Origin of the sequence: Mesorhizobium sp. M0119, from assembly GCF_040322615.1 — a bacterium.
GTDB lineage: Bacteria > Pseudomonadota > Alphaproteobacteria > Rhizobiales > Rhizobiaceae > Mesorhizobium.
Genome location: NZ_JAMYTU010000076.1, coordinates 1 through 11,221, shown reverse-complemented (window position 1 = coordinate 11,221; position 11,221 = coordinate 1). Strand labels below are relative to the sequence as shown.

Genomic DNA, 11,221 nt, shown 5'->3' with positions numbered 1-11,221 from the left:
GCCTGCTGGCCTCCATACCCAGCCGACATGATGAATCAGATATTCTCCCCGATGGGAATCCCTCGCGATTCCATCAGGTCAGATTATGCTCTAGTCATCGCCGCGGCCGCCATGATCTCCTTCGTGAAACTATATGAAGAGCCGACGCTCGCCCGCCGCTACGGCGCCGAATACGAAGCCTACCGCCGCGCCGTACCAGGCTGGCTGCCCCGCCGGACACCTTGGCGCGGCTGAAGCAGGCTCCAACGCTGCGTCACCACGGCAGCGGGCCGTCCTCGTTCGAGAACGTGCCCGTCGGACCGTTCGCGTCGAGAAGCGCGAGGCGCACGGGCTCCCGCGCGGCCTGTTCGACGGTGCGCGGACCTTCGAAGTTGTTCAGCTCCGTCGCGGTGTAGCCCGGGCACGCGGCGTTGACCTTGATGCCGGTCTCCTCGAGCTCGATGGCAAAGGCGAGCGTCATCGCGTTGACCGCCGTCTTCGACGGGTTGTAGACGGCGCCAAATGAAGTGCGGTACGGAAAGGCCGGATGCGCGTTCAATGTCAGCGAGCCGGCGCCGCTCGATACGTTGACGATACGTGCCGCGGGCGCCTCACGAAGGAGCCGCAGCATCGCTTGCGTGACGGCGACGACGCCAAATACGTTCGTCTCGAACACCGCGCGTACGTCGTCGAGAGAGGCAACACTCGGGCGGCCCGAATTGATGATCTCCTCGAGCGGCCTGCCCGGCTTTCCCGCATGGGAGATGCCGGCATTGTTCACCAGCACGTCGAGGCGGCCGAGTTCGATGCGGATGCGCTCTGCCGCGGCGGCGATCGACGCGTGGTCGGTGACGTCGAGTTGCAGGGCGTGGGCATCCCCTCCGATGCTCTTTGCGGCTGCCTCGGCATGCTCGAGCCTGCGCGATCCTACGAGCACGGTGAGGCCGTTCGCCGCGAGATCCTTGGCGATCTGAAGACCGATGCCCTTGTTGGCCCCGGTGACCAGGGCGACGGGTTTGTCCTGCATGGTAATCTCCTTTACTGCACCGATGTGTGGCCAACACCGCCTTGCCGTGCTAGATACAAGTCAAACGGAACCACGTTCCATATATATCCGGAACAAGGTTCCGTTTGCAAGAGGTAATTTGATGGGCGAAAAAACGCCGGACGACAAAACGGATCAAGGCGATGGTCTGGAACCCCGCGACCGCGCGGATCGGCACGTGCGCGCCGACGCACGACGCAACATCGACGCGTTGCTCCGGGCGGCCATGGCGGTGTTCGCGACCTCCGGCGTGGAGGCTCCGGTGCGAGAGATCGCGGAAAGGGCTGGCGTCGGCGTCGGCACCGTCTACCGCCACTTTCCACAGCGCTCGGACCTTATCGTGGCCGTCTTCCGCAACGAGGTTGACGCCTGCGCGGACGCCGCGCCGATCCTGGCCAGGAAGCATGAGCCCGGTGAAGCGCTGGCCCTGTGGATGCAGCGCTACGTGGATTTCATCACGGCAAAACGCGGCCTCGCGGCAGCCTTGTACTCAGGCAATCCGGCCTTCGAGACTTTGCCTGCCTATTTCAACCAACGGCTCCGGCCCGCGCTTCAAACATTGCTAGAGGCAGCGGCCGCGGCCGGCGAGGTGCGCGCCGATATCGAGCCGGACGACCTGTTGGGGGCGGCCGCCAGCCTTGCCATGCCGTCACATGGTGGCGGCCCTGCCCAGGCGCGGCGCATGGTTGCCCTGCTCGTCGATGGTTTGCGCTACGGCGCCAGCACGCTGGCGCGCTCCTAGCCCAGAAGCCGATAATTAGCGAAACCGGCGATACAGCCCCCTTCTCCCCGTCACTATACGGGGAGAAGTGCCCGGCAGGGCGATGAGGGGCGGCACGACATATCAGGACTGCCCATCGCCGAGCCAAGCCAAGTACGACAAAGGCTGGTGCTGCCCCTCATCTGGCTACCGCCATCTTCTCCCCGCAGAGTGACGGGGAGAAGGACGCTTTCACCGAAGCTTTCGTCAATCGCCGGCGTTGCTCGGAAAAGTCGGCGAGCTGCACTAAACGCTAAAACGACCAGCTGCGCGCCTTGGCGATGATGAAATCGCGGAAGACATGCAGCTTCGCCTGGTTCTTCATCGCGTCGGGATAGGCGAAATAGGTATCGAAGGACGGCACTTCGGTTTCGGGCAGCAACTGCACCAGCCCCGAATCCTTGCTGACCACGTAATCCGGCAGCATGGCGATGCCGGCGCCGCCCTGCACCGCCCGCTTGATCGACAGGATGTCGTTGATCTGCAGCGTCGGCACCCTTTGCCCGCCTTCGAAATCGCCGACCGTCTCCAGCCAGTTCAGTTCCGACAGATGCGCCGGCACCGGCACGCCGAAGGTGACGATGCGATGGGTCTTCAGCTCGGCGATCGAATTCGGCTTGCCGTATTTGTTCACATAGGATGGCGCCGCATAGAGATGGAAATGCACGGTGAACAGGCGGCGCTGGATGAGGTCCGGCTGCTGCGGCTGGCGTAGCCGGATGGCGCAGTCGGCCTGGCGCATCGTGAGATCGAGTTCCTCATTGGCCAGGATGAGCTGCAGGCTGACCTCGGGATAGAGCTCGATGAACTCCTGCACGCGCTCGGTCAGCCAGCCGGCGCCGAGGCCGACCGTGGTCGTCACCCTGAGCACGCCGGAGGGCCGGTCCTTGGTTTCGGTCAGCCGCGACTTGATGGTTTCGAGCTTCATCAGCACGTCGTGCGCCGTGCGGAACAGCATCTCGCCCTGCTCGGTCAGCACCAGGCCGCGGGCGTGGCGATTGAACAGCGGCACGCCGACATCATGCTCGAGCGCACTGACCTGCCGCGAGATCGCCGATTGCGACAAATGCAGTGTTTCCGCGGCATGGGTGAACGACCCCGCTTCCGCTGCGGCGTGAAACACGCGTAGCTTGTCCCAATCCAACGCCATGATTTCCCCTCGTCCTGTTTTCTGGCGTCCGCCTGTTATGGCGTCTGAATGAAAAATCAGGCTTTTGCGCGGCTCTTCTCAGCCGCTTGTCGAACAATCACTCCGCCGCTTCGCGGTGAACCTCGATCCCCGCCAGATATTTTTCCGCCTCGAGCGCGGCCATGCAGCCAAGCCCGGCCGCCGTCACCGCCTGGCGGTAGATATCGTCGGTCACGTCGCCGGCAGCGAACACGCCCGGCATGTCGGTGCAGGTCGAATCCGGCGCCGTCCACAGATAGCCGTTCGGCTTCTGCTTCAGCTTGCCGGCAAACAGCTCGACCGCCGGCGCGTGGCCGATCGCCACGAACACGCCGTCGACCACCAGATGCATCTCCTGCCCGGTCACCACGTTGCGCAGCCTCAGCCCTTCGACCGAAGGCGGCAGCGGCGCCTTGCCGGGCCGGCCGGTGACCTCGTCGACAACCGTATCCCAGATGACGCGGACATTGTCTTTCCGCAGCAGCCGCTCGCGCAGGATGCGCTCGGCGCGGAAATCGCTGCGCCTGTGGATGACGGTGACGCTCTTGGCCAGGTTGGAGAGATAGAGCGCTTCCTCCACCGCCGAATTGCCGCCGCCGATCACCGCGACATCCTTGCCGCGGTAGAAGAAGCCGTCGCAGGTGGCGCAGGCCGAAACGCCAAACCCCATGAAGGTCTGTTCGCTCGGGATGCCCAGCCATTTCGCCTGGGCACCGGTGGCGATGATCAGCGCGTCGGCGGTATAGATCGTGCCGGAATCGCCCTTGGCGCGGAACGGCCGCACGTTGAGGTCGACCTCGGTGATGATGTCGTTGACGATATCGGTGCCGACATGCTCGGCCTGCCTGAGCATTTCGCTCATCAGCCATGGACCCTGGATCGGTTCGGCGAAGCCCGGATAGTTTTCGACGTCGGTGGTGATCATCAGTTGCCCGCCCTGCTGCAGGCCGGCGACCAGCATCGGCTTGAGCATGGCGCGGGCGGCATAGATCGCCGCCGTATAGCCGGCGGGGCCGGAGCCGATGATGAGAACAGGCGCGTGCTTGGTGATCATGAAAAGCCTCTGCGGGGAGCAGCCATGGATTGTGGCATGAACTCTCGTCGATTGTTGCGCGTAATGTAAGTGTTGCCTGCGACGCCAGCAAGGCAAGTTGCCGTTCGTCCCCGGAAAGCTTCGGCGCCGGCGAGGCGACAAGCAACCCGCAGCAAGATGATGCGAAAATCCTCGATCCAGCGGATGGAATAGACAGCAAAGTCGTTTAACTACAAAGTCGCGAAAGATTCTTTCGCGTCACCACGGAAGCCACCATGCCGATCAAGGCCGATCTCGATGCCATCGACTGGAAGATCCTGCGCGAGCTTCAGCAGGACGGACGCATGACCAATGTCGAACTGTCGGGCCGTGTCGGCATTTCGGCGCCGCCGTGCCTGCGCCGCGTCCGGCGGCTGGAAGAGGCCGGCATCATCCGCGGCTACCGCGCCCTGCTCAACGCGCCGGCGCTCGGCCTCGACGTCGTCGCCTTCTGCCTGATCGGCCTGCATCACCAGGCCGACGCCGAGCTCAAGACCTTCGCCGAGCGCACCCGCGGCTGGCCGATCGTGCGCGATGCCTGGATGGTGTCCGGCGAATCCGATTTCCTGCTGCATTGCGTGGCGAGCGATCTCGGCACCTTCCAGACCTTCGTCATCGAGGAACTGGCCTCGGCCCCAAATGTCGATACGGTGCGAACCGCGCTGACCATCCGCCGGGTCAAGGACGAAGGGCTGGTGGCGTTTTCAGCTTGAGAGACCAGGCAAAGCGCCTGAGAAACAAAAACCCGGAAACAAAAACCCGCCTCGGGGGCGGGCCGTCGGTGGGAATCATCACCATACCCAAATTAGTAGCATAGCTGCCGGCACAAAGCAAGAACAAAATGTGGCGGCCTCGACGAATTTGCCGATCTCCCCCTTGCGGAGAAGATGCCCGGCAGGGCAGAGGGGGGTGTGACGGATCGCCATACGTCCGATTTCGACTCTCTACCGAAATCAGCCCGTTGGCCCAGGATTGCGCTGTAATTGCCTGACAGGTCGGAGGGACTGCACCCCCCTCTGGCCTGCCGGCCATCTCCCCCGCAAGGGGGGAGATGGCAGCTTCGCCCACGGCATCAACTCCGAATGCCCGATCACCCCGCGTCGCAGAGGCGCTCTTCGACCATTTCGCACAAATGGTGATAGAGGCACAGATGCCCCTGCTGGATGATCGGCGTCGAGGTCGAGGGTACGTTGAGCAGGATGTCGGAGAGCGGCTTCAGCTTGCCGCCGGTCTCCCCGGTCAGGCTGATCACCGTCATGCCCATCATGCGCGCCTGTTGGGCGGCGGCGAGGATGCTTGGCGAATTGCCGCTGGTCGAGATGGCGAGCAGCACCGCGCCCGCCGAGCCATGCGCCTCGACCTGGCGCGCAAACACCGTGTCGAAGCCGTAATCATTGCCCCAGGCGGTCAGCACCGCCGCATTGGCCGGCAGCGCGATGACGTTGTAGGCCTTGCGCTCCCTGAGGAAGCGGCCGACCAGCTCGCCGGCGATGTGGATCGCGTCGCTGGCCGAGCCGCCATTGCCGGCTATCAGCAGCGCCTTGCCCTGCGAAAGCGCGGCGACGACGGCGCTGACCGCCCGCTCCATCTCACTGGTCAGGTCGCGCTCGACCATCGCCGAGATCGCGGCCGCCGAGCGGGCCAGGTAATCGTTCAGTTCGGACATGAAACCCTCAGTTCCCGGCGCGCAATCTGCCGATGGTGCCGGTCGTGCTCTTGCCGGCGACGAGATCGACCAGCACGACGCGCCCGCCGGCCTTTTGCACCACGTCGGCGCCAACCACCTGATCGACCGTATAGTCGGCGCCCTTGACCAGTATGTCGGGGCTCAGCGCCTCGATCAGCGAAAGCGGCGTATCCTCCTCGAAGATGACGACGGCGTCGACCGAGGCAAGTGCTGCCAGCACGCAGGCCCGGTCATGCTGGTCGTTGACCGGGCGTCCCGGCCCTTTCAGCCGGCGCACCGAGGTATCGCTGTTGAGGCCGAGCACCAGCCGGTCGCACTGGCTGCGCGCCGCATGCAACAGGCTGACATGGCCGGCATGCAGGATATCGAAACAGCCATTGGTGAAGCCGACACTCAAGCCCTCGTCCTTCCAGGCTGCCACCAGCCGCGCCGCGGCGGCGGCATCGAGGATGGCATCCTTGTGGGCGACCGGACCATGCGAGCGAAAGAGCGCGCCGGTGAGTTCCTCGATCGTCAGCCGCGCCGTGCCGCGCTTGCCGACGACAACGCCGCCGGCTGCGTTGGCGATCGATCCGGCCATGACGCGGTCGGCGCCTGCCGCCAGGGCCAGCGCGAAGGTGGCGATCACCGTGTCGCCGGCGCCCGAAACGTCGAACACTTCGCGGGCCTGCGTGGCGATATGGCGGGCATCGTTTGGACCGACGACGCTCATGCCCTTTTCGCTGCGCGTCGCGACGACGAAATCGAAACCGTGCGCCGAAATCAGCTGGCGTGCCGCCGCCTCGATCTCGTCGTCGGCAAACACTGCGCGGCCGACCGCCTCGCCAAGTTCCTTGCGGTTGGGCGTGATTGCCGTCGCGCCGGCATAACGCGCATAGTCGCTGCCCTTCGGATCGACCAGCACCGGCTTGCCCGCTCCCCGGCAAATCGAGATCAGCTCGCCGGCGACGCCGTCGAGCAGCACGCCCTTGCCATAGTCGGACAGGATGACGATGTCGGCGCGCGCCAGCGCTTCGCGAAAATACCCGACCAATGTCGCGCGCTCGGCATCGCCCAGCGGCTTGATTTCCTCTTCGTCGAAACGCAGCACCTGCTGGTTGAGCGCGCTGAAGCGGCTTTTGGACGACGTCATGCGATCGGTATCCTGCGCCAGCCCGCCGGTGTCGACGCCAAATTCGCCGAGCATCCGCATGAGGTTCTTGCCGGCCTCGTCAGCGCCGATCACCGAGACCGGTATGACGGCTGCGCAGAGCGAAACGATGTTGGCGACAACATTGCCGGCGCCGCCCAGCGCCAGCGTTTCGCCGCGCCCGTGCAGCACGGGGATCGGCGCTTCCGGCGAAATACGCTCGATCACGCCATTGACGAAACGGTCGAGGATGAAATCGCCGACCACCAGCACAGTGGCGCTACCGAGGCGCGAGATGGCGCGGTGAAGAGGTTCGGGAGAGGGCAGCTTGATCATGTCAACGCGGGAGGGCCGATTTTCAGTGATGGGAAATTCGATTGGCAGGGCCGGCCGTTCATGGCGATGCCGATATACCGCAATTTCAGCCGACGCAACGGCAGGCCTTCGACCAATCGCGGCGGCGAGACAGTGCGTCAGCTTTTCTGCAACGCGACATGCACGCCCAGTCCGACAAGCACCGCACCGCCGGCGCGCCGCATCAGGCGCTGCGCCCGGCTCGACTGCCGCAGCCTGGCGATCACCGCGCCGGCCAGCACCACGCAAACAATGTCGGCCGAAGAGAACATCAAATTGACGATCGTTCCAAGCACGACGAACTGCAGCCAGACCGGAAACGCTACCGAGGCATCGATGAATTGCGGCAGGAACGCCATGAAGAAAATCGCCGTTTTTGGGTTGAGCACCTCGACGGCAACGCTCTCGAAAAAGGCGCGGTGGGCGGATTTCGGCTGAATTCCGGGCAAGACAACGTCGCCTTGCGCCTTGGCGCGAAACAGCGAAACACCGAGCCAGACCAGATACAGCGCACCGACCAGCTTGACCGCCATGTAAAGCACCGGCACGGCATGGAAAAGCACCGACAGGCCAACGGCAGCGGCGAAGACATGAACGTAGCCGCCAAGATGGATGCCGAGCGCCGCCATCAGGCCGGACCAGCGGCCGCGCGCCATGGTTTGCGCAGCGGCATAGAGCATGGCCGGGCCGGGGATATAGGCGAAGATCGCCGTGGTGGCGAAAAAGGCGACAAGCAGTTCGGTTGACGGCATTACCTTGCTCCTGTCGCCGATCGGCCGGCAGGCCGACTGAAACGAGACCTTTGCGGCGCCACTATGGCGCTCATCCGGCCGCCCCGCCACCTGCTTTGTCGACAGCCCGGCCCGCCTCCCCTATAAGGCCAGAATCCCACAAGGGCTACAACCGGCACAAGGTACCAGAGGCTTTCATGATCATCGTCACGGGCGGCGCCGGCATGATCGGTTCCAACATCGTCGCCGCGCTCAACGCCGAGGGTTTCAGCGACATCCTCGTCGTCGACGACCTCACCGACGGCCACAAGATCGCCAACCTCGCCGATCTCGAGATCGCCGACTATCTCGACAAGGACGATTTCCTGGCGCGGATGGAGGCCGGCGACCTCGGCCGCATCGAGGCGGTCTTTCACCAGGGCGCCTGCTCGACCACCACCGAATGGAACGGCAAGTTCATGATGGAGGTGAACTACACCTATTCGAAGCACCTGCTGCACGCCTGCCTGGCCCTGCGCGTGCCCTTCCTCTATGCCTCGTCCGCTTCGGTCTATGGCGGCGGCGCCGAGTTCCGCGAGGAGCCGCAATACGAACGCCCGCTCAACGTCTATGCCTATTCGAAAAAGCTGTTCGACGACTATGTCCGCCGCACGGTTTTCGATACCGACCATTCGCCGGTGGCGGGCCTGCGTTATTTCAACGTCTACGGACCGCGCGAGGCGCACAAGGGCGCCATGGCCTCTGTTGCCTTCCATTTGTTCAACCAGGTCGAACGCGGCGAAAACCCCAAGCTGTTCGGCGCCTATGACGGTTTCGGGCCCGGCGAGCAGAGCCGCGATTTCATCCATGTCGGCGATGTCGCCGACGTCAATCTGTGGCTGTGGAAACGCGGTTCGAGCGGCATCTTCAACTGCGGCACAGGCAAGGCCCAGCCCTTCCGCGCCATTGCCGAAACGGTGATCGATACGCTCGGCCAAGGCCAGATCGAGTTCATCGAGTTTCCCGACCATCTCAAGGGCAGCTACCAGAGCTTTACGCAAGCTGATATGTCCCGCTTGCGCGCAGCCGGTTACAATGGCCAGTTCCGCACAGTGGAAACCGGCGTCAGAGACTATGTCGAATGGCTGAAAGCCCAACGATCCTCGTGATCGGCCCACGCTGGGTGGGCGACATGGTGATGGCGCAGTGCCTGTTCCAGGCGCTGAGGGAGCTTCATCCGGATGCCGCCATCGACGTGCTGGCGCCGGCCTGGGCAGCGCCGCTGGTCAAGCGCATGCCCGAAATCCGCCAGCAGATCGACCTGCCGCTGCAATCCGGCGCGTTCGAATTCCGCATCAGAAGGCGCTTCGGCCGCCTGCTGCGCGGCCGCTACGACATGGCCTTTGTCCTGCCGGGAAGCTGGAAATCGGCGCTGATCCCGTTCTTTGCCGGCATTCCGCGCCGTGTCGGCCATCTCAAGGAAATGCGCTACGGGCTGCTGACCGACATCGTGCCGTTGCCCGATCGCCTGAAACGGCGCACCGCGCAGGCCTATTTCAGCCTTGCCCGTGGTGGCGCCTTCCCGGCGCCGAAGCTCGCCGTCGATCAAGCCAACCAGGCAGCACTGCTCAGCCGTTTCGGGCTGACGGCGAGGAAATTCGTGGCACTGATGCCCGGCGCCGAATTCGGTCCGGCCAAGCGCTGGCCGAGCGAACACTATGCCGGCCTTGCCCGCGAGATGATGGCCAAAGGGTTTGGCGTGGCATTGTTCGGATCGAAGAACGACGCCGAGGTGACGGCTGAAATCGCCGCGCTGGCGCCGGGCGCCGTCGATCTCGCCGGCCAGACAAGGCTCGAGGATGCCATCGACCTGATCGCTGCGGCCAGGCTCGCCGTCTCCAACGACAGCGGGCTTATGCATGTCGCCGCCGCCGTCGGCACGCCGGTCGTCGCCGTCTACGGCTCGACCTCGCCGCAGAACACGCCGCCGCTCGCCGAGCGTCGCGAACTGGTCTGGCTCGGCCTGTCCTGTTCGCCCTGCCACAAAAAAATCTGCCCGCTCGGTCATCTCAACTGCCTGAAGACATTGGAGGTCGAACGCGTCGTGGCGGCGGCGGAGCGGCTGCTGGAAATGCCGGCCGCCGCATGAAGGTGCTGATCGTCAAGACGTCGTCGATGGGCGACGTCATCCACACCTTCCCGGCGGTCGAGGATGCGCGCCGCGCCCGGCCCGACCTGTCGTTCGACTGGTGTGTCGAAGAGGCCTTCGCCGGCATCGTGGCGCTGCATCCAGCCATCCAAACCATCCACAGCGTGGCGATCCGGCGCTGGCGCACGAAGCTGCTCGAGCCCGGCACATGGCGGGAAGTAGTCGGCTTGCGCCGCGCCTTGCGAGATTGCCGCTACGCCCTCGTCCTCGATGCACAAGGCTTGCTGAAATCGGCGCTGGTGGCGCGGCTGGCGGCAGCACCGATCGCCGGTTTCGACCGCTCGAGCGCCCGCGAGCCTTCGGCGAGCCTGTTTTATGGCCATCGCTACGCCGTGCCGCGCGGCCTGCATGCCATCGAGCGCACGAGACGGCTGTTCGGGCTGGCGCTCGGCTACGAGCCGGATTTTTCCCGGCTGGAATCGGGCATCGTGCCGCCAGCCGGAAGATCGACTTTTGCCGGTGAAAAAACCGCCTTCCTGCTGCACGGCACCAGCCGCGAGGACAAGAAATGGCCGGTCGCGGACTGGATCGAAACCGCTCGCCTGCTGGTGGACAAGGGAATGACGCCGGTCACCACCTGGTCGAACGATCGAGAACAGGCGGTTGCCGAGGCGATCGCCCGCGCTGTTTCGCAAACAGTGGTGGTTCCCAGGTCGCCGCTAGCCGAGATCGCCGCCGTCATCGGCGGCTCGGCGCTGGTCATCGGCGCCGACACCGGCCTGACCCATCTCGCCAGCGCTTTCGGCCTGCCGACGGTAGCGGTGTTCCTGGCGACGGAGCCCGGCCTGACGGGGCCACGCGGCCCATTCTCATCGACGCTGCTGGCGAGGCCCGGCCGCAGCATTACGCCGCCGGAGGTGATGGCGGAAGCCGAGAGATTGCTGGCGCTTAAATTACAAGGCGCTGCATAGGACCTTTTCAGAATTCGCTCTGGCGAGTCGAATAGCGTGGTTTTCGAGAACCGGAGCGGAGCGTACTTAAAGTACGTGAGCACCGGAAGCGCAGAAAACCGCGCTAGAGTCTTTCACGTTTTGACGGAAGCGTATCCGGCGTTTGCGAAGTAGTTCTTGCATTCGCCGGGTTCGATCGTCGCAACGAGGTGGCCGAT

The 11,221-nt window shown here is 64.4% G+C and carries 11 protein-coding genes and 1 pseudogene; 6 read left to right on the top strand and 6 right to left on the bottom strand.

Annotated features, from left to right (window positions below):
• Positions 1–234, top strand: a pseudogene (locus NKJ40_RS31085) (hypothetical protein); the annotation flags it as partial.
• Between the two features lie 19 nt (positions 235–253).
• Here the strand turns inward: NKJ40_RS31085 and NKJ40_RS31080 are convergent.
• A complete protein-coding gene (locus NKJ40_RS31080) occupies positions 254–1,006 on the bottom strand; it encodes an SDR family oxidoreductase (RefSeq protein ID WP_352469303.1) in 753 nt (250 codons plus the stop codon).
• Positions 1,007–1,127: 121 nt separating this feature from the next.
• On the opposite strand from NKJ40_RS31080, the gene NKJ40_RS31075 reads away from it, so the two are divergent.
• On the top strand, positions 1,128–1,766 hold the full coding sequence (locus NKJ40_RS31075) for a TetR/AcrR family transcriptional regulator (protein WP_352469302.1): 639 nt from the start codon (positions 1,128–1,130) through the stop codon (positions 1,764–1,766).
• Positions 1,767–2,037: 271 nt separating this feature from the next.
• On the opposite strand, the gene NKJ40_RS31070 is transcribed toward NKJ40_RS31075, so the two are convergent.
• A complete protein-coding gene (locus tag NKJ40_RS31070) occupies positions 2,038–2,934 on the bottom strand; it encodes a LysR family transcriptional regulator (RefSeq protein ID WP_023678345.1) in 897 nt (298 codons plus the stop codon).
• Between the two features lie 97 nt (positions 2,935–3,031).
• Entirely contained in the window at positions 3,032–4,006 is a 975-nt protein-coding gene (gene trxB / locus NKJ40_RS31065; RefSeq protein ID WP_352469301.1) for a thioredoxin-disulfide reductase, read from the bottom strand.
• A 254-nt stretch (positions 4,007–4,260) separates the two neighbouring features.
• Here trxB and NKJ40_RS31060 point away from each other — a divergent pair, with 254 nt between their 5' ends.
• Positions 4,261–4,737, top strand: a complete 477-nt coding sequence (locus tag NKJ40_RS31060; protein ID WP_352469300.1) for an Lrp/AsnC family transcriptional regulator — start codon at positions 4,261–4,263, stop codon at positions 4,735–4,737.
• A gap of 377 nt (positions 4,738–5,114) precedes the next feature.
• On the opposite strand, the gene NKJ40_RS31055 is transcribed toward NKJ40_RS31060, so the two are convergent.
• The 3 genes from NKJ40_RS31055 to NKJ40_RS31045 all read right to left on the bottom strand — a co-directional run bounded on the left by NKJ40_RS31055 (position 5,115) and on the right by NKJ40_RS31045 (position 7,946).
• A complete protein-coding gene (locus NKJ40_RS31055; RefSeq protein ID WP_352469299.1) occupies positions 5,115–5,690 on the bottom strand; it encodes a D-sedoheptulose-7-phosphate isomerase in 576 nt (191 codons plus the stop codon).
• A gap of 7 nt (positions 5,691–5,697) precedes the next feature.
• Positions 5,698–7,176 (bottom strand): D-glycero-beta-D-manno-heptose-7-phosphate kinase, encoded by a 1,479-nt coding sequence (rfaE1, locus tag NKJ40_RS31050; RefSeq protein WP_352469298.1) that lies wholly within the window; start codon positions 7,174–7,176, stop codon positions 5,698–5,700.
• A 137-nt stretch (positions 7,177–7,313) separates the two neighbouring features.
• On the bottom strand, positions 7,314–7,946 hold the full coding sequence (locus NKJ40_RS31045; RefSeq protein ID WP_352469297.1) for a LysE family translocator: 633 nt from the start codon (positions 7,944–7,946) through the stop codon (positions 7,314–7,316).
• 176 nt (positions 7,947–8,122) lie between these two features.
• Here NKJ40_RS31045 and rfaD point away from each other — a divergent pair, with 176 nt between their 5' ends.
• From rfaD to waaC, 3 genes are read left to right on the top strand one after another with little or no spacing between them, the layout of a single operon-like run.
• Positions 8,123–9,073 (top strand): ADP-glyceromanno-heptose 6-epimerase, encoded by a 951-nt coding sequence (gene rfaD, locus NKJ40_RS31040; protein ID WP_352469296.1) that lies wholly within the window; start codon positions 8,123–8,125, stop codon positions 9,071–9,073.
• Positions 9,046–10,053: a lipopolysaccharide heptosyltransferase II gene (gene waaF / locus NKJ40_RS31035; protein ID WP_352469295.1), complete on the top strand. Its 1,008-nt coding sequence runs from the start codon at positions 9,046–9,048 to the stop codon at positions 10,051–10,053. Before rfaD ends, waaF begins: the two co-directional genes overlap by 28 nt.
• Positions 10,050–11,024, top strand: coding sequence for a lipopolysaccharide heptosyltransferase I (gene waaC / locus NKJ40_RS31030; protein ID WP_352469294.1), 975 nt, complete (start codon positions 10,050–10,052; stop codon positions 11,022–11,024). The genes waaF and waaC overlap by 4 nt, the downstream gene beginning before the upstream one ends.
• Positions 11,025–11,221 lie beyond the last annotated feature (197 nt).